At 71.9% G+C, this 17,894-nt stretch carries 17 protein-coding genes; 10 read left to right on the top strand and 7 right to left on the bottom strand.

What is annotated here, in order from left to right:
- Positions 1–130: 130 nt before the first annotated feature.
- Positions 131–1,276 (top strand): hypothetical protein, encoded by a 1,146-nt coding sequence (locus NZH93_RS22595; RefSeq protein WP_259625150.1) that lies wholly within the window; start codon positions 131–133, stop codon positions 1,274–1,276.
- A 148-nt stretch (positions 1,277–1,424) separates the two neighbouring features.
- Here the strand turns inward: NZH93_RS22595 and NZH93_RS22590 are convergent, their stop codons facing one another.
- Positions 1,425–1,640: a hypothetical protein gene (locus NZH93_RS22590; RefSeq protein ID WP_259625149.1), complete on the bottom strand. Its 216-nt coding sequence runs from the start codon at positions 1,638–1,640 to the stop codon at positions 1,425–1,427.
- 113 nt (positions 1,641–1,753) lie between these two features.
- On the opposite strand from NZH93_RS22590, the gene NZH93_RS22585 reads away from it, so the two are divergent.
- Both NZH93_RS22585 and NZH93_RS22580 read left to right on the top strand, forming a co-directional pair.
- Positions 1,754–2,353 carry a dihydrofolate reductase family protein gene (locus NZH93_RS22585; protein ID WP_259625148.1) on the top strand — a complete coding sequence of 200 codons (600 nt, stop codon included), beginning with the start codon at positions 1,754–1,756 and terminating at the stop codon, positions 2,351–2,353.
- Positions 2,354–2,545: 192 nt separating this feature from the next.
- Positions 2,546–3,973 (top strand): aminotransferase class V-fold PLP-dependent enzyme, encoded by a 1,428-nt coding sequence (locus NZH93_RS22580; protein ID WP_259625147.1) that lies wholly within the window; start codon positions 2,546–2,548, stop codon positions 3,971–3,973.
- Between the two features lie 46 nt (positions 3,974–4,019).
- On the opposite strand, the gene NZH93_RS22575 is transcribed toward NZH93_RS22580, so the two are convergent.
- Both NZH93_RS22575 and NZH93_RS22570 read right to left on the bottom strand, forming a co-directional pair.
- Positions 4,020–4,970, bottom strand: a complete 951-nt coding sequence (locus NZH93_RS22575; RefSeq protein WP_259625146.1) for an SDR family NAD(P)-dependent oxidoreductase — start codon at positions 4,968–4,970, stop codon at positions 4,020–4,022.
- 97 nt (positions 4,971–5,067) lie between these two features.
- Positions 5,068–5,955: an AraC family transcriptional regulator gene (locus NZH93_RS22570; protein ID WP_259625145.1), complete on the bottom strand. Its 888-nt coding sequence runs from the start codon at positions 5,953–5,955 to the stop codon at positions 5,068–5,070.
- Positions 5,956–6,104: 149 nt separating this feature from the next.
- Between NZH93_RS22570 and NZH93_RS22565 the strand changes: the two genes are divergently transcribed.
- Positions 6,105–7,151: an aldo/keto reductase gene (locus NZH93_RS22565; RefSeq protein WP_259625144.1), complete on the top strand. Its 1,047-nt coding sequence runs from the start codon at positions 6,105–6,107 to the stop codon at positions 7,149–7,151.
- Here the strand turns inward: NZH93_RS22565 and NZH93_RS22560 are convergent.
- The gene (locus NZH93_RS22560; protein ID WP_259625143.1) at positions 7,137–7,667 is read right to left on the bottom strand and encodes a hypothetical protein; all 531 of its coding nucleotides are present in this window, start codon (positions 7,665–7,667) and stop codon (positions 7,137–7,139) included. The genes NZH93_RS22565 and NZH93_RS22560 overlap by 15 nt on opposite strands.
- A gap of 146 nt (positions 7,668–7,813) precedes the next feature.
- On the opposite strand from NZH93_RS22560, the gene NZH93_RS22555 reads away from it, so the two are divergent.
- On the top strand, positions 7,814–8,803 hold the full coding sequence (locus NZH93_RS22555; RefSeq protein WP_259625180.1) for a carboxylesterase family protein: 990 nt from the start codon (positions 7,814–7,816) through the stop codon (positions 8,801–8,803).
- Here the strand turns inward: NZH93_RS22555 and NZH93_RS22550 are convergent.
- Positions 8,701–9,759 carry an SDR family oxidoreductase gene (locus NZH93_RS22550; protein ID WP_308214226.1) on the bottom strand — a complete coding sequence of 353 codons (1,059 nt, stop codon included), beginning with the start codon at positions 9,757–9,759 and terminating at the stop codon, positions 8,701–8,703. The genes NZH93_RS22555 and NZH93_RS22550 overlap by 103 nt on opposite strands.
- 122 nt (positions 9,760–9,881) lie before the next feature.
- Between NZH93_RS22550 and NZH93_RS22545 the strand changes: the two genes are divergently transcribed.
- Entirely contained in the window at positions 9,882–10,466 is a 585-nt protein-coding gene (locus tag NZH93_RS22545) for a TetR/AcrR family transcriptional regulator (RefSeq protein ID WP_259625142.1), read from the top strand.
- Here NZH93_RS22545 and NZH93_RS22540 read toward each other — a convergent pair.
- The gene (locus tag NZH93_RS22540) at positions 10,463–11,749 is read right to left on the bottom strand and encodes a M20/M25/M40 family metallo-hydrolase (protein ID WP_259625141.1); all 1,287 of its coding nucleotides are present in this window, start codon (positions 11,747–11,749) and stop codon (positions 10,463–10,465) included. The two genes, NZH93_RS22545 and NZH93_RS22540, sit on opposite strands and share 4 nt — an antisense overlap.
- Positions 11,742–12,557: a M55 family metallopeptidase gene (locus tag NZH93_RS22535; RefSeq protein ID WP_259625140.1), complete on the bottom strand. Its 816-nt coding sequence runs from the start codon at positions 12,555–12,557 to the stop codon at positions 11,742–11,744. Before NZH93_RS22535 ends, NZH93_RS22540 begins: the two co-directional genes overlap by 8 nt.
- Before the next feature lie 117 nt (positions 12,558–12,674).
- Here NZH93_RS22535 and NZH93_RS22530 point away from each other — a divergent pair, with 117 nt between their 5' ends.
- From NZH93_RS22530 to nikE, 4 genes are read left to right on the top strand one after another with little or no spacing between them, the layout of a single operon-like run.
- Positions 12,675–14,426: an ABC transporter substrate-binding protein gene (locus NZH93_RS22530; RefSeq protein WP_259625179.1), complete on the top strand. Its 1,752-nt coding sequence runs from the start codon at positions 12,675–12,677 to the stop codon at positions 14,424–14,426.
- Positions 14,423–15,427 (top strand): ABC transporter permease, encoded by a 1,005-nt coding sequence (locus NZH93_RS22525; protein WP_259625139.1) that lies wholly within the window; start codon positions 14,423–14,425, stop codon positions 15,425–15,427. Before NZH93_RS22530 ends, NZH93_RS22525 begins: the two co-directional genes overlap by 4 nt.
- Complete coding sequence (locus NZH93_RS22520) at positions 15,424–16,308, top strand: ABC transporter permease (protein WP_259625138.1); 885 nt, start codon at positions 15,424–15,426, stop codon at positions 16,306–16,308. Before NZH93_RS22525 ends, NZH93_RS22520 begins: the two co-directional genes overlap by 4 nt.
- On the top strand, positions 16,305–17,873 hold the full coding sequence (gene nikE, locus NZH93_RS22515) for a nickel ABC transporter ATP-binding protein NikE (protein WP_259625137.1): 1,569 nt from the start codon (positions 16,305–16,307) through the stop codon (positions 17,871–17,873). Before NZH93_RS22520 ends, nikE begins: the two co-directional genes overlap by 4 nt.
- The last annotated feature ends 21 nt before the right edge of the window (positions 17,874–17,894 follow it).

Here is a 17,894-nt window from a genome sequence, read left to right as displayed (position 1 = left end):
GAGCGGTGAGCCAGCCGGAAAGTTGACTTCCGATAATGTTCACTTATCAGAAGTCAGAAACGAACCGGTCTGTATCGTTGTGTTGCAGCTACTAACGTTTTCACCAACGTTATTCTGCTACGATATCCGGGTGACGGCATCAGAGACCTCCTCGACGACCTGCAACTACCCCGGCTGTACGCGGCCGGTGTTTCGAGGGGGTGGGCCTGGGCGGCCTTCGGAGTACTGCGACCTGGCGGAGCACACGCGGTGGCGGGCTTGGCGGGAGCGGCAGCGGGTGATTCACGCTGAGGAGCTTGAGGGGGTTGCTGTCACCGTGACGAAAGAGGGTGGGGGGATTACGTCGGCTCGGGTTCGGGCTGAGGATTTGTTGGAGCGGTTTCGGGTGTTGGCTGAGCAGATGTCGTCGACGTTGGGGAACGCGGTGACTGAGCTGTCGACGCTTGCTGATCCGAGTGTTGCGGAGAGTCAGGTGCAGGCGGCTGAGGCGCAGGCTGCTCGGCAGGTGGCCGAGGCGGAAGCGGCCGTGGCTGTGGCTGAGCGGCGGCGGCGGGATGCTGAGCGGGCGCGGAAGGCTGCGGAGGAGACGACTGAGGCTGCTGTTGCGGCTGCTGAGGTTGCTGAGCGGGATGCGGCTGGGGCGTTCGGGCAGCGGGACGAGGCTCGGCGGGAGGCTGACGCGGCTGTGGAGCGGGCCGAGTCGGAGATCGTGGCGATTCGGGTGGAGGCCGCTGCTGCTGTCGAGAAGATTCGGGCTGGTGCGGCGCGGGAGGTCGAGGCTGCCAAAGCGGACGCGGTGGCGCGGGCTGAGCAGGCTCGGCGGCAGGCTGCGAAGGACGTTGAGGTGGCGCGGGCGGACGCTGCTGCGCAGGTGGAGCGGGTTCGGGGGGAAGCCGCTGGTGAGGTGGAGAAAGCCCTGGTGGCTGTGGGGGTGGCTCAGGGTGAGCGGGATGAGGCTCGGGCGTTGGTGGAGCGGGCTGAGCGGGACGCGTCGGTGGCTCGGCAGTCGGCGGTGGATGTGCGGGGTGAGTTGGAGCGGGTGTTGGGCGATCTGGCGGCGGTGCGGAAGGCCGGTGAGGACGAGGTCGCTCGGGTGAGGGTTGAGGCTGCGGCGCAGGTCGAGGTGGCGCGGGGTGGGGCTGCGGAGCGGGTGGCCGCGGTGGAGGACGCTCGGGCGCAGGTGTTGGTGCGGGCTGAGCGGGCTGAGACGCAGTTGGACTGGGCGATGGGTGAGCTGGCTCGGCTGCGGGAGTCCGTGGAGGGCAAGAAGGCGTGACCTGGGGCTGTGGTGGGCACGTTGGTGAGTAGGCAGCAGCGGTGGCGCGTGACTAGGGCTGCTGATGGCCGGACGGGTGGAAGCGGTGGGTGGTCGGGTGGCTGGACGGCAGCGGGCGGTGTGGGTCTGGGGCTGCCGTCCAGCGGGGTTAGGCGTGGGCGGGTAGTAGGGGGACTTGGCGGGTTCGGGCGTAGGAGATCAGTTCGCGGGTTTTGTCTGTGGTGTGGATGCGTACCTGGTCTGCGTCGAACTCGCGGGTCGCGACCTTCAAGGGCCAGCCGCGCATGCCTGGGGCCGGGATGTGCAGGAACCACTGGCCTTCGTGCAGTTCTTCGGCGGCCACGACGGGCTCGTTCTTGATCACCCGCGCACGCTAGCAACGGGCACCGACAAAAACCGTGGGGGTCGATGTCGAAGTCGTGGGGGTGGCTTCGTCCCAGGGGTGAGAACAGTCGATCGCAGGGAGAGGCCTCACCGATGAACGACCGGAAGCTGATCGCGAACGTGACCCTGTCCATTGACGGGTTCGCCTCTGGGCCTGGTGGTGACATGTCGTGGCTCGTGGAGCACGCGGTCCACGAGCAGATGACGACCTACTTCGCCGGGGTGTGGAGTGGGGCGGACACGGTGTTGTTGGGGCGGAACAACTACGAGGGGTTCCACGGGTTCTGGCCGTCGGTGGCCGCCGATCCGAACGGGTCGGGGCGGGCGCACGACATGGCGGTGTGGCTGGACCGGGTGGAGAAGGTGGTCTTCTCGACGACGTTGACCGAGGCGCCGTGGCAGAACTCGCGGATCGCGGAGCGGGACCTGGAGACCGAGGTTCGGGAGCTGAAGGCGGCTTCGGGGCGGGACATCATCGTGCTGTCCAGTGCCAGCGTGATCCGGACGCTACTCAAGGCGGACCTGGTCGACGAGCTGCGGATCCACCTCGCGCCGTCGATCCTTGGTGCCGGGCTGAGGTTCTTCGACGACGGGATTCCGGCGTCGGACTGGGTGTTGGACGGGGCCAACACGATGGTCACCGGATCGATTTCGCTGACCTACCGGCGCAAGACGGCGAATTCCACGCCGTGAATAAATCACCTATACCATTGTGTCGATAGGAATACATGCGCCAATCGCGACCTGATACGGCGTTTTGTCGCCATTGTCAGCGCTAATTGCGGACGCGCGGGCGACTCGTGCTCACCATGGAAGCTTTAGAGCTTCTACCAGTGAGAAGGTGCGAGTGGGCGGGGCGACGGGAATAGGCACGGTGGTGCCGCGATGAGGGATACCGCTGTCGAGCCCGCCGAGTTCCTGCGGCGCTACCCCGACTACGCGCGCACCCGCTCGCTCGACCGGCTGCGCGACACCGAGTACTCCTACCTCGACGAGCACGGTCACGCCTACCTCGACTACACCGGTGCAGGCCTGGCCGCGCGTGCCCAGTACCGGGCGCATCAGGAGCGGCTGGACGGCGGGGTGTTCGGCAATCCCCACTCGGTCAACCCCACGTCCACCGCCTCCACCGAGGTCGTCGAGAGCGCGCGGCGGGCCGTGCTGCGGCACCTCAACGCCGACCCCGACGAGTACGTGGCGATCTTCACGGCCAACGCCACGGCGGCGGCCCGGCTGGTCGGCGAGGCGTACCCGTTCCGGCGTGGCACGCGGTTCGCGTTGACCTTCGACAACCACAACTCGATCAACGGGATCCGGCGGTTCGCCCGCGCGGGTCGGGCGCGCACGACGTACGTGCCGGTGGAGCCGCCGGACCTGCGGGCGTCGACCGAGGTGGTCGACAAGGCCCTGAACAGGGGGAAGGGACTGTTCGCGTATCCGGCGCAGAGCAACTTCAGCGGCGTTCAGCACCCGCTGGAGTGGGTCGATCGGGCTCAGGCGCGCGGTTACGACGTGCTGCTGGACTGCGCCGCGTTCCTGCCGACCAACCGGCTGGACCTGGGTGTCGTGCGCCCGGAGTTCGTGGTCGCGAGCTGGTACAAGGTCTTCGGCTACCCCACCGGCGTGGGCTGCCTGGTCGCGCGGCGCGACGCGTTGGCGCGGCTGCGCAGGCCGTGGTTCTCCGGCGGGACGATCAAGGCGGTCAGCGTCCAGGCGCAGTGGCACGCGATGGCGTCGGGTGAGGCGGCGTTCGAGGACGGGACGGTCAACTTCCTGTCCATCCCCGACGTGCAGGTGGGCCTGGAGTGGGTGGCGGGCGTCGGGGTCGAGACCATCGGACGGCGGGTGCGCGCGTTGACGGGCTGGACGCTGGACCGGCTCACCGCGTTGCGCCACGGCAACGGGATGCCGCTGGTCCGGGTGTACGGGCCGTTGACCACGATGGCGCGCGGCGGCACCGTCACGGTCAACGTCCTCACGCCCGCCGGTGACGTGGTCGACGAACGGGTCGTCGCCGCGGAGTCCTCGGCGGTCGGGATCTCGCTGCGCACGGGGTGCTTCTGCAACCCCGGAGCCGGGGAGAACGCGTTCGGCGTGGACGCGCGGGCGGTGCGGAGGCTGAGCAGGGCGCGGGTGCGGTCGCTGGACGAGTACCTGCGGCTGATCGGGCTGCCGACAGCGGGCGCGGTGCGGGTGTCGTTCGGCGTGGCCTCGACGGTGGGGGACGTCGAGCGGTTCGTCGAGTTCGTCGAGACGACCTACCGCGACCGCGTGCCGGACACCAGCGGGTTGCCGTGTCGCGACCAGTGCTGACCATCGGAGGTGGACCGCCCCTGGTCCGGGACGGTCCACGGAGTCCTCAGCGGGCGACCAGGTCGGCCGAGACCTCCCACAGGGTCGCGGCGGCGTCGGGGTCCAGCGCGTAGGCGGCCACGCCGGTGCGGGTGGGCGGGGTGTGGGGGAGCGCCTCGGCGTTGTCCTCGAAGTAGCGGCCGCCGATGCCCTTGAGCAGCGGGGACGTCGCGAGCAGCACCGACGTGGACGCGCCCTGCTCGGTGGTCTTCCAGGTGATGGCCGTGCCGTTCGCGCTCGCGGCGGCCAGCAGGGCGTCCATCTGCTCCTTGGACTGGTGGCGTTGCAGGCCGGTGCGGATGCCGCCCGGCATGACGGCGTTGACGGTGATGCCGTCCTTGGCCCAGCGGCGGGTGCCCTCCACCGCGAACAGGACGTTCGCCGTCTTGGACTGCCCGTAGGCCTCCCACGGCTCGTAGGGGCGCTCCCGGAAGTGCAGGTCGTCGAAGACGACCGGTGACCGCAGGTGGGCGCTGGAGCTGACCGAGACGACACGGGCGTCGTCGGCCTGCGCGAGGGCGTCGTGCAGGCCCAGCGCCAGGGCGAAGTGGCCGAGGTGGTTGGTGGCGAACTGGAGTTCCCAGCCCCGTGGCGTGCGGGTTTCCGGGGTGGCCATGACGCCCGCGTTGTTGATCAGCACGTGCAGCGGGCCGGTCCAGGCATCGGTGAACGCGGCGACGGAGTCCAGGTCGGACAGGTCGAGCCGCGCGACGGCGAGCGCGGCGCCGCCGGTGGTCGCGGTGATGTCGGCGGCCGTGCGGTGGCCCGCGTCGACGTCGCGGACGGCCAGGGTCACCTCGGCGCCCGCCGCGGCCAGGGCGCGGGCGGTCTCGACCCCGATGCCGGAGGCGCCGCCGGTGACGACGACCCGGCGGCCGGTCAGGTCGATGCCCTCGACGACGTCGGCCGCGGTGTTGTCGCGGGTGAAGGGCGTGGTGATGCGCGTTGGAGTGGTCACTGTGGTCCTGTTCTGACGAAGCCAACCGGAACTCGTTCCGCTTGGCTCCAGCCTAACCGGAACATACTCCGGTTAGCCATGTGGGGACGAACGCGCGTCAGTCGGGAATAGCCGCCTCCATCCGGGCGGCGTCCCGGCCGGGGGACGTGCCGAAGGTCCTCTGGTACTCGCGGCTGAACTGCGACGGGCTCTCGTAGCCCACCCGGTACCCCACCTCGGCGACGGTGCTCGCGCGAGTCCGGAGCAGGACGCGCGCCTCCTGGAGGCGGATCTGCTGGCGGAACTCGATCGGCGTCATCGACGTGGCCGCGCGGAAGTGCCGCTGGAAGGTGGACACGCTCATGCCCGCCATCTCGGCCAGGTCCGGGACGTGCACGGGCTCGTCGTAGTGGCGGCGGATCCACCGGATCGCGCGCGAGACGTGGGCGAGGTTGCCGTCGGCGACGCCGATCTGGCGGACGAGCGCCCCCTGCTCGCCGGTGACCAGGCGCCAGAGGATCTCCCGCCGGACACCGGGTCCGAGCACGCGGAGGTCGGCCGGGTGGTCGAGCAGGCGCAGGAGCCGGACGACCGGGTCGAGCAGTTCCGGCGGCGCGGTGCTCGTGGCGAGACCGGCGAGCCTGGGACGGCGCGGGGGCGCGTCCGTCTCCAGCAGCAGCGGCGCGATCGTCCGCGGCGTCAACGTCATGCTGAACACCACCAGGGGCGCGTCCGCGCTGGCCTCGACCGCCTGGCCGGTCACCGGCAGGTCGACCGTGACGACCAGGTACTGGCCCGCGCGGTAGTCGTGCGGCGTGCCGTTGAGCGTCGTGCGCTTGACGCCCTGGGCCACGACGGCGAACGAGGGTTCCGACATCGCGCCGATCGGCGGGGTCGGCTCGTCGACCGCGGTCAGCGACCCGCCGTCGAGCACGCGCACCTTCCGCCGCCCCTCGGCGCGGGTGCGCGCCAGCACCAGCGAGCGCAGTTCGTCCAACAGGTCCACGGCCCGAGCCAAGCACGTGGGCCGGGGCCGTGCCGCCCGATCTGCTCGAGGTTGACCGGATCGGGCAAGACCGCGCCGGTATCGGCCTCACGGTCCGCGCCGCGCCGGTGGTCTGGTGGAGCCTCACCGACGGAACACGGGGGAACAGGATGAACACGCTCGGGAAGACCGGGATCAAGGTCAGCCCGCTGTGCCTCGGCGCCATGATGTTCGGGGCGTGGGGCAACGCCGACCACGACGACTGCGTCGGCATCGTCCACCGGGCGCTCGACGCCGGGATCAACTTCATCGACACCGCGGACGTCTACTCGGCGGGCGAGTCCGAGGTCATCGTGGGCAAGGCCCTCGCGACGGTGGACCGGTCGCGGGTCGTGCTGGCCACCAAGGTCGGCTCGCCGATGGGCGACGACCCCAATGCGAGCGGGGCGTCGCGGCGCTGGATCACGGCCGCCTGCGAGGCCAGCCTGCGCAGGCTGGGGACCGACTACCTCGACCTCTACCAGGTCCACCGGCCCGACCCGGCGACCGACGTGGACGAGACGCTCGGCGCGCTCGGTGACTTGGTCCACGCGGGCAAGATCCGGGCGTTCGGCAGTTCGACCTTCCCCGCCGAGCAGATCGTGGAGGCCCAGTGGGTGGCCGAACGGCGCGGGCGGGAGCGGTTCCGCACCGAGCAGCCGCCCTACTCGATGCTGGTGCGCGGCGCGGAGGCCACCGTGTTCCCGGTCGCCCAGGCGCACGGTCTGGGCGTGATCCCGTGGAGCCCGCTGGCGGGTGGCTGGTTGTCCGGCGGGTTCGGCGCGGGCCGGGCCAACACCAGCGAACGGGACCGGCTGCTGCCCCGGCGGCCGGGAGCCGGTGGCCGCTTCGACCTCGCGGTCCCGGTCAACCGGCGCAAGCTGGAGATCGTCACCGACCTGGCCGCGGTCGCCGCCGAGGCCGGTCTGACGATGGTGGAGATGGCGCTGGCGTTCGTGCTCGAGCACCCCGCCGTGAGCGCCGCGATCATCGGCCCGCGTACCTCGGCGCACCTGGAGACGTCGCTGTCGGCGCCGGACGTCCGGCTGGAGCCCGCCGTGCTGGACCGGATCGACGAGATCGTGCCGCCGGGGACGAACGTCAACCCCGAGGACGTGGGCTGGTGGCCGCCCGCGCTGGTCGACCCGGCGCGACGGCGGCGCTCAGGTGAACGTTAGGCCGGGTTCGCCCAGGTAGGGGAACCAGCGCGGGGGGTTCGCGGCGGTGAACGCGTCGGCCAGGGCGTCGAACCAGGCGTCGAAGGACGGGAAGTCCGGTGCCGCGTCGGCGGGGTTCTCCCAGGCGCCGGTGTCGGCTCGGCGGGCCTTGGGCTCGGCGCGGTGCACGTAGTAGACCGGGCAGGTCTCCTCGGTGATGTCGAAGCACCACGCGGCGTCGTCGCCCGCCTCGGCGAACGCCAGGAGGTGGGCCGTGGACATGCCGGGGCGCGGCGGGTGGACGAGGTCGCCGTTGAGGGCCTCGACGCCCTTCTCGTCGACCACGGCGAAGCGGACCGTCACTCCGGCGTACTCGCGGTGGCACGAGACGCAGCCGTGCTCGGCCAGCAGGGTCGTGTAGCCGGGCGGTCCCACGAGCACCGGCGCGCCGGGGGCCCGCTCGGTCACGACGAGATCGATCCGGCCGTCGGAGGCGGCCTGGCGGAGCCGGTCGAGGACTTCCGAAATGTGACCCATCGTGACAACTATAGGCACCTTTCGGCGGATGGGAAGGTGTTACAGCAGGTGACTGTCTGTGGCTCATGTGCGGATAGTGAGGAGATTCGGGCATGAATCGGGTGCGGTGACCACCGTTTTCGGGCAGGTTGACCACCGTGGACGTGATGATCGGCAGCGGTCGGGTCAGGGGGTTCGCGGCGGCGCCGGACGTGGTCGCGCACCTCGGGATCCCGTTCGGCGAACCCCCGTTCGGCCTACTGCGCTTCGCCCCTCCCCGCCCGGTCGCCGGGTGGTCGGGGGTGCGGGACTGCACGCGGTTCGGGCCGGTGGCGCCCCAGTCGGCGGTGATCGATGGGCTGCCGCGCTGGCGGCCCGGCGAGGTGGACGTGCTCACCGTCAACGTGTGGGCCCCGGTCGGCGCCCGCGGTCTGCCGGTCCTGTTCTGGGTGCACGGCGGGGCGAACGCGTTCGGGTCCGGGGCTCAGCGGGACTTCGACGGGACCGCGTTGGCCCGGCGCGGGCTGGTGGTGGTGACGGGGAACCACCGGCTCGGGTTCGAGGGGTTCGGGCACGTGGCCGGGTTCCCGGACAACCGGGGACTGCTCGACCTGGCCGCGGCGTTGCGGTGGGTGCGGGAGGAGATCGCGGCGTTCGGCGGCGACCCGGCGCTGGTCACCGCGGCGGGCCAGTCGTCGGGCGCGACGTCGGTCGCGTGCCTGACCGGGACGGGCCTGCTCGACCGGGCGATCCTGCACAGTCCCCCGGACCTGCGCTTCACCCCCGCCGAGGCGGCGGCCCGGTTCGCCGGGTTCCCGCTGGACACGCCCGCCGTCACCGTCGCGGCGTCCGACCGGGCGGGGGCGACCTACCAGCCGGTGCTGGAGGCGAGTCCACTCTCGGGCGTGCCGGACGCCGTGCCGCTGCTGCTGTGCCACACGGCGAACGAGGAACCGCTGTTCACCGAGCCCGTGCGGGCGCTGGCCGCCCGGCACCCCCGTGCCCACCTGCTGCGCTTCGCGATCCCGCCCGCGCGGCACAACGACGAGATCGCCTACGCGTTCGGCCGTCGGGAGGACACGCGGCTGCGGGACGCGTGGGTCCGGTTCGCGGCGGGCGGTGACCCCGGCTGGGGCAGCGAGACCGTGCTCGGGTGAATCGTGCCGTGCCGGGGGCCGGTCAGCCAGATCTCCTCGGCGCGGTCGCCCGCCCGCGGGGTGAAGTAGTCGCCGGTGTCGAGGTCTTCGAGCAGGGTCGGGTGCCGTGGCGCCCAGCCGAGGAGCACGCGGGTGCGTTCGCTGGAGACCGGCACGTCCAGGGCGAAGAACCGGGCCAGGAACGGGTTCCCGAGGTGCTCGGCGGCCTGGTCGGGGGTGAGCGAGGTGGTGGGGACGTCGAGCGTCCGGGCGATCTGCTCGGCGACGCTCCTGATCGTGACGGCGCTTTCGCCCGCGCCGTGCAGCACGCTGCCCGCCGGGGCCTTCTCCAGCGCCAGGCGGAAGAGGACGGCGGCGTCGGAGCGGTGGACGGCGGGCCACCGGTTGGCGCCGTCCCCGATGTAGGCCGAGACGCCCGCTCGGCGGGCGGCGGCGATGAGGGCCGGGATGAACCCGTGGTCGCCGGGGCCGTGCACGGTCGGCGCTAGTCGCACGACGCAGGCTCGGACCCCGTGGTCGGCGAAGCCCAGGCAGGCGCGCTCGCCGTGGACGCGGAAGGCGGCGACCGAGTCGGGGTCGGGCGCGTCCTGTTCGGTGCTGACCCGGCCCGCCGTCGTCACCAGCGTGCCCGAGGTGCTGACGAGCGGTTTGCCGGTTCCGACCAGCGCCCGTCCGAGCGCCTCGATCGCGGCGCGGTCGCGGCGGGCGAGGTCGTCGGGATCGGCGAAGTCGCCGCCGTAGGCCATGTGCAGGACGCCGTCGGCGGCCTCGGCGCCGTGGTTGAGGGCGTCGAGGCCGTCAAGACCGCCGCGGTGCGGTGCGGCGCCCAGAGCCTCCAGTCGCGCGGCGGCGGCGTCCGAGCGGGCCAGGCCGGTGACGGTGTGGCCCGCCGCGAGGAGTTCGGCGACGACGGTGGGGCCGGTCTGGCCGGTGCCGCCGGTGACGAAGACGTGCATGGGACACTCCCGGTTGTGTCAGTGACTGGCACTAAGTAGTGCCAGTCACTGACACTACGCGTAACGTCAGCGGCTGGCACAACATGACGTCAGTCACTGGCGGAACGCGCTATCCTCGGACGGTGCCACGAAGCGGAGCCGAAGCGCGCCGCCGCCTGCGCGAGGCGGCGTTGGAGCTCTACCGGGAGCGGGGGTTCGACCGGACCACGGCGGCGGAGATCGCCGCGCGGGCCGGGGTCAACGAGCGCACCTTCTTCCGGCACTTCCCCGACAAGCGCGAGGTGCTCTTCGACGGCGAGGCCGAGCTGCGCGCCGCGCTGACGCGGGCGGTGGTCGACGCGCCCGCCGGGCTGGAGCCGTTCGAGGTGCTGCTGCGTGCCTTCCGCGAGTCGGCGCGCGGGCTGGAGGCCAGCCGCCCGTTCGCCGAACCGCGGTGGCGGGTCGTCGCGGAGACGCCCGCGCTCCGCGAACGCGAGCTGGCCAAGCACGCGTGGCTCACGGAGGCCGTGGTGGACGCCCTGCGGCGGCGCGGGGTCGGCGCCGGGGTCGCGGACCTGGCCGCACGGACCGGCTGGGCCGCCTACCAGCACGCGGTCCAGGTCTGGATCGACGACCCGGCGCCGGGCCTGGACGCGCACCTGGTGCGGGCCTTCGACGATCTGCGCGCCCTGTCGTCGACGGGGTCGAGCCCGGCGGACGGCTCCTAGCGCGACAGCAGGTGGTCCAGGACGCGGGTGCCGAAGCGCAGGCCTTCCACGGGGACGCGTTCGTCCACGCCGTGCGCCATGGCGCGGTAGTCGTAGCCGTCGGGCAGCAGCAGCGGGGCGAAGCCGTAGCAGTCGATGCCCAGGGTGCTGAACGCCTTGGCGTCGGTGCCGCCGCCCATGCAGTACGGGACGACGACGGCGTCGGGGTCCTCGGAGCGCAGGGCGTCGGCCATGGCGGTGAACCACGGCGAGTCGATCGGGGCCTGCACGGGCGGCAGGTGCTCGAGGAACTCGCGGGTCACGTTCGGGCCGATGAGGCTGTCGATGGTGGTCATCAGCTCGTCCACGGTGCCGGGCAGGGTGCGGACGTCGACGTGCGCGGTGGCGGTGCCGGGGATGACGTTGACCTTGTACCCGGCCGACAGCATCGTCGGGGTGGTGCTGTTGCGGACGGTCGACTCGGCCAGCGCGCCCGCGGGCCCGAGGCGGGCGAGGGTGGCGTCGACGTCGTCGAGGTCCACCTCGACGCCCAGCGCCTCGCCGGTGCGGACGATGAACGCCTCCACGGTCGGCGTCAGCCGCACGGGGTGGCGGTAGGCGGCCAGCCGGGCCAGCGCGTTGGCCAGGGTGACCACGGCGTTGTCCTCGTTGCGGCGCGACCCGTGGCCCGCGCGGCCGCGGGCGGTGAGCCTGAGGTGCGAGGTGCCGCGCTCGGCGGTGCCGACGGGGTACACGCGCCGGTCGCCGACGCGGTAGGAGTAGCCGCCGGACTCGCTGATGGCGGCGGCGCAGTCGGCGAACAGGTGCGGCTGGTGGTCGACGAGGTACTGGGCGCCGAACTCGCCCTGGTCCTCCTCGTCGGCGACGAACGCCAGCACGAGGTCGCGGCGCGGTCCCCTGCCCTCGCGCGACCAGGTCGACAGCACGGACAGGACCATCGCGACCATGTCCTTCATGTCCACCGAGCCGCGGCCCCACAGGTAGCCGTCGCGCAGCTCGCCGGAGAACGGCGGCACGGTCCACTCGGCCGGGTCGGCGGGCACGACGTCCAGGTGCGCCTGCACGAGCAGCGCGGGCAGCGTCGGGTCGCTGCCGGGGACGCGCGCGACCACGTTGGTGCGGCGCGGCGCGGGTTCGAACAAGGTCGGCTCGACCCCCAGCGCGGCGAGGTGGGCGGCGACGAACTCCGCCGCCTCGCGTTCGCCCTCGGCGTTCCCGCCGCCCCGGTTGGTGGTGTCGATCCTGATCAGCGACGCGCACAGGTCGACGACGTCCTCAGCCATACTCCGCCTCCACCGCTCCCGCCGCGATGGCGGTGACGATCTTGAACGCCTTCATGGCGTCGGTCATGGTGGCCGCGTCGAACCCGACCGTGCGGGTGCCGATCAGCTCCACGGTGGGGATGACGGCGGCGGCGTGCGCGAGGTGCGTGGCGTCGAAGTCGACCTCGATCCAGCGCTCTCCGGTCACCGGCGCGACCGGGCCCGCGCGGCGGACGGCGCGGCGGGCGCCCGCGGTGAGGCGCTCGGAGGTGATCTCGGGAGGGTCGCAGATCGCGGCGTAGCGGCTGACGCACTCCTTGACCGGCACGAGTTCCGCCGCGGGCGCGTAGTCGGCGGCGTCCTCGCAGGTCTTGTCGTCGCCGGACACCAGGAGCACCGGCACACCGTATTCGGCCGCCAGCGCGGCGTTGAGCCTGCCCTCGCTCGCGGGCACGCCGTCGAGCCGGACCTGGGTGATCGAGTTCTCCAGGTAGGTGTGCGCGAGGACCCCGTCCTCGCCCGCGCCGGTGTGGTAACCGAGGAAGACGACCCCGTGCACACCGGTGTCGATCCCCTGCATCATCGACAGCGGCTTGTGCCGACCGGTGAGCATCCTGGCCCTCGGGTCCAGGCCCTCCAGCAGCAGGTTGCGCTGGCTGTTGTGCGCCTCGTTGACCAGGACTTCGGTGGCGAGCCCGCCGATGACGGCGTTGACGTCCCCGGTGAACAGCCGCCGGAAGCGCTGCCACTGCTCGGTTCCGGGGGCGACGTCGGCGGGGCAGGTGACGCCGGTCGCGCCCTCCATGTCCGCCGAGATCATGATCCGCATGGCCGCCACACTAGGCGGTGGGTGGTCTTTGTCGAGATCATGGGGTAGATGGTTGGTTTCGCGCGGCAACACTCTGGGGAGAGGTAGAGCCAAGTGAGGATCACGCGTCTGGGATCGATGGTGGGGGCGGCGGCCCTGGTGGTCGTGCCACTGGCACCGCCCGTCCAAGCACAGCAACCGGTCACGCTGAGGGTGGCCATCGTCCAGCAGATCGACTCGCTCAACCCGTTCCTCGCCGCGTACCAGGCGAGCACGGAGGTCGGGCGCCTGATGTACGACTACCTGACCGCCTACGACGCGAAGGACCAGCGGCCCGTCGAGGGCGTCGCCAAGTCGTGGGAGAAGTCGGCGGACAACCTGACCTGGACGTTCACCGTCCCCGACGGCAAGAAGTGGTCCGACGGCCAACCGGTCACGGCCAGGGACGTCGCCTTCACCTACAACCTGATGATGACCGACCCGGACGCCGCGACCGCCAACGGCAGCTTCGTGGCGGGCTTCGAGTCGGTGGTGGCGCCCGACGACCGCACGGTCGTGATCAAGACGACGGCGCCGCGGGCGTCCATGCTGGCCCTGGACGTGCCGATCGTCCCGGAGCACGTCTGGAAGGGCGTCGGGAAGATCGCCGACTTCAAGAACGACACGGCACCGGTGAGCAGCGGCCCGTTCGTGCTGTCGGAGTACCGGGCGAACGAGTTCATCAAGATGAAGGCGAACAAGGACTACTGGCGGGGCGCGCCGAAGTACGACGAGCTGCACTTCGTCTACTACAAGACCGTGGACGCGGCGGTGCAGGCGCTGGGCAAGGGCGAGCTGGACCTGGTCAACCGGATGGGCCCGGCGCAGTTCGACTCGCTCAAGGGCAAGTCCGACATCACCCTGAACAAGGCGCAGGGCAGGCGCTTCAACGAGCTGGTGCTCAACTCCGGGGCGGCCACGAAGACCGGTGAGCCGATCGGCGACGGGCACCCGGCGCTCAAGGACGTGAAGGTGCGCCAAGCCGTGGCCAAGGCCATCGACCTGGACGCGATCATCGCGCGGGTCAACGGCGGGTACGCCGAGCGCGGCACCGGGCTGATCCCGCCGGTGTTCCCGGACTACCACCTCACGCCCGCGAAGGCGTGGCCCTTCGACCCGGCCGCGGCCAACACCGACCTCGACCAGGCCGGGTACCCGAGGGGCTCGGACGGGACCAGGGTCGGCCCGGACGGCAGGCCGCTGAAGTTCCGGCTGCTCGGGCACGCCAGCCGCGCCTACGACGAGCAGGCAGGCGAGTACGTCAAGAGTTCGCTGGCCGAGATCGGCATCGCGGTGGACGTGCAGATCGTGGCGGACACGCTGCTCGACGAGTACAGCGTCGCGGGCAAGTTCGACCTCGTCTTCAGCGGGTGGGGCACCAACCCGGACCCCGACTTCATCCTCTCGCTGCACACCTGCGGCGCGCGGCCCGCGTCGCCGAGCGCGAGCGGCACCACGGACACGTTCTTCTGCGACCCGACCTACGACGAGCTGTACGCGAAGCAGGGCGCGGAGCTGGACCAGGCCAAGCGGTCGGAGCTGGTCAAGCAGATGCAGCAGCGGTTCTACGACCAGGTCCCGGCGGTCGTGCTGGGCTACGACAGCGCGCTGGAGGCCCACCGCAACGACACGTTCGCGAGCTTCACGATCCAGCCCGACCCCGGTGGCGTGATCATGGCGCAGAACGGGGCGTGGGGGTACTACGGCGCGGTGCCCGCGGCGGCGGCGTCCGGGTCCTCGGGGCCCAGCGGGCTGCTCATCGGCGGGATCGTGGTCGTCGTCCTGCTCGTGGGCGGCGGCGTGTGGCTGCTGGCCAAGCGGCGCGGCGCGACCGCCGGGGACCGGGAGTGAGCGCTCCGCCCCTGCTCGGGGCTTCCCCGCGGCGCGGTGGCGGGGTGCTGCGCCACGTCGCGGGGAAGCTCGGCGGCGCGGTGGCCGGGGTGGCGGCCGTGGTGGTGCTGGGGTTCTTCCTGTTCCGGATGATCCCCGGCGACCCGACGGTCACGATGACCAGGGGCCGCCAGGTCGACGAGGCGCAGATCGCGGAGCTGCGGGCGCTGCACGGCTACGACCGGCCAATCGTCGAGCAGTTCGGCAAGTACGTCGGCGGGCTGCTGCGGGGTGACATGGGCACGTCGCTGTTCTACCGGCGCACGGTGGCGGAGCTGATCGGGGAACGGGTCGGGCCGACGCTGCTGCTGGTGGGCACCTCGACGCTGATCGCGGTGACGCTCGGGCTGTGGCTGGGCATCCGGGGCGCGTGGCGGCGCGACAGCCTGTTCGACCGGACGTCGACGGGGGTGGCGCTGCTCGGGTGGGCGATGCCCGCGTTCTGGCTGGGCATGCTGCTGTCGATGGTGACCGGCGACCTGTTCCCCAGTGGCGGGATGCGGTTCTCCAGCACCCCGCCGGGGTTCTGGCCGCAGGCGCTGGACGTGGCCCACCACATGGTGCTGCCGTCCCTGACGCTGATCGCGGTGGTCTACGCCCAGTACCAGCTCGTGATGCGGTCCTCGCTGCTGGAGGAGATGAACGCCGATTACCTGACGACCGCGCGCGCCAAGGGGCTGCGCGACGACCAGGTGCGGCGCCGCCACGCGGTGCCCAACGCGCTGCTGCCGACGGTGACGCTGGTGTTCCTGCACATCGGCCTGGTCGTGACCGGGGCGATCACCGTGGAGACGGTGTACTCCTGGCCGGGTCTGGGGCTGTTGACCTACGAGGCGCTCGCCGGGCCCGACCTGCCGCTGTTGCAGGGCACGTTCGTGGTGCTGGCGGGCTCGGTGATCGTGATGAACGTGCTGGCGGACCTGCTCTACCAGGTCCTCGACCCGAGGGTGCGGGCGTCGTGACGAGCATCGTGTGGCAGCGCCGCAGGGCGGCGGTCTCCTCGACGTGGCGGGAGTTCACCCGCAACCGCGGTGGCCTGGTCGGGCTGGTCGTGCTGGGGGTGGTCGTGGTGCTGGCGCTGCTCGCGCCGCTGGTCACCGACGCGACCGGCCTGGACGTGACGAAGGCCGCCGGTGACCGGTGGCAGCCGCCCAGCGGCGAGTACTGGTTCGGCACCGACCACACCGGCCGCTCCGTGCTGCTGCTGACGTGGTGGGGCAGCCGGATCTCGCTGCTGATCGGGCTGACCGCGACCGTGCTGTCGGTGGCCATCGGCACCCTGGTCGGCGTCACGGCCGCGCACTTCGGCGGGTGGGCGTCGGCGGGGCTGATGTGGGTGACGAACTTCTTCCTGGTGCTGCCGTCGCTGGTGCTCGCCATCGCGTTGTCCACGGTGCTGCCGCGCGGGATCGGGACGATCGTGCTGGCGATCGGCGTGACGTCGTGGGCGTCGTCGGCGCGGCTGGTGCGGGCGCAGACGCTGAGCGTGGAGGCGCGGCCGTTCATCGAACGCGCGAAGGTGCTCGGTGGCGGGCACGCGCACGTGATCGGCCGTCACGTGCTGCCCGCGGTGCTGCCGCTGGTGTTCGTGAACACGACGCTGACGGTGGCCAACGCGATCGTGGCGGAGGCGACCCTGTCGTTCCTGGGGCTGGGCGACCCGTCGATGGTGTCGTGGGGGTCGATGCTGCGCGCGGCGAACCTGCACGGCGCGGTGTCGCAGCGGGCGTGGTGGTTCCTGCTGCCGCCGGGGCTGGGTGTGGTGGTGATCGTGCTGGCGTTCACGCTGGTGGGACGCGCGTTGGAGACGGTGCTGAACCCGAGGCTGAGGGGAGACCGGTGAGCCCGCTGCTGGAACTGCGCGGTCTGGGGGTGCGCTACCGCACCGACCGCGGTGAGGTCACCGCCGTGCGCGACGTGGACCTGGTGCTGGAGGCGGGCGAGACCCTCGGCCTGGCCGGTGAGTCGGGGTGTGGCAAGTCGACCCTGGCCATGTCGGTGCTGCGGCTGCTGCCGAAGTCCGCGCGCGTGGACGGGGAGGTCCTGCTCGACGGCGAGGACGTCGTCACGATGGGGTGGGGCCGGTTGCGGGCGGTGCGCTGGGCGCGCGCGTCGGTGGTGTTCCAGGGCGCCATGCACGCCCTCAACCCGGTGCGGCGGGTTGGTGAGCAGATCGCCGAGCCGATCCGGCTGCACGGCGGCACCGCCCGCGTGGCGGACCTGCTCGACCAGGTCGAGCTGCCCGCGGCGAAGGCCCGGTCCTACCCGCACGAGCTCTCGGGCGGGCAGAAGCAGCGGATCATGATCGCGATGGCGCTGGCGTGCGACCCGAAGCTGGTGATCGCCGACGAGCCGACCACGGCGCTGGACGTGATCGTGCAGGCCCAGGTCCTGGGGGTGCTGAGCAGGCTGGTCGCCGAGCAGGGCATCGGGCTGGTCATGATCAGCCACGACCTGTCGGTGCTCGCGAGCACGTGCGACCGGCTCGCGGTCATGCGGCACGGCCGGATCGTCGAGCAGGGCCCGGCGCGGTCGGTGATCGCCGCCCCCACCCACCCGCACACCCAGGCGCTCGCCGCCGCGTTCCCCGTCGTGGGCGACCCGGCGTTCCGGCAGGTCGAGCCGGACGAGGTGCGCGAGTCCACGCCGCTGCTGCGGGCCGAGGGCCTGCGGGTCGACTACCGCGGCCGCGGCGGGGTCGTGTCCGCCGTCAAGGGCGTCGACCTGGAGATCGGGTCCGGCGAGATCGTGGCGCTGGTCGGCGAGTCGGGGTCCGGCAAGACCACGACCGCCCGCGCCCTGCTGGGGCTGCGCCCGCCGACGGCCGGGCGGGTGCTGTTCGAGGGCGCGGATCTGCCGACGTCGTCGAAGGGGCTGCGGGAGTACCGGCGGCAGGTGCAGCTCGTGCTCCAGGACCCGACCAGCGCGCTCAACCCGCGGCACACGGTGTACGAGTCGGTCGCCGAGGGCCTGCGCATCCACCGGGTGCCCGGCGACGAGGCGGCGCTGGTCGCCGACGCGCTGGCCAAGGCCGAGCTGCGGCCGCCGGAGGAGTTCTTCCCGGTGCTGCCGCACGAGCTGTCGGGCGGGCAGCGGCAGCGGGTGGTGATCGCGGGAGCGCTGGCGCTGGGGCCTCGGCTGCTGGTGGCCGACGAGCCGGTGGCCTCGCTCGACGCGTCGGTGCGCGGCGAGATCCTGGCGCTACTGCTGCGGCTGCGCCGCGAGCTGGGGCTGGCCGCGCTGATCATCACCCACGACCTGGGGCTGGCGTGGAGCATCGCGGACCGGGTCGCGGTGATGCACGAGGGCGTGCTGGTCGAGCAGGGAACGGTGGAGCAGGTGCTGCTCGACCCGAGCCACGAGTACACCCGCAGGCTGCTCGCGGCAGTGCCGAGCACCACCCCGTGAGGCCGTAGCGCAAACCGCCAC

It is taken from the genome of Umezawaea endophytica, from assembly GCF_025061645.1.
Lineage (GTDB): Bacteria > Actinomycetota > Actinomycetes > Mycobacteriales > Pseudonocardiaceae > Umezawaea > Umezawaea endophytica.
Note: the sequence above shows the minus strand (reverse complement) of the source record. Positions and strands in the feature narration are given on the sequence as shown.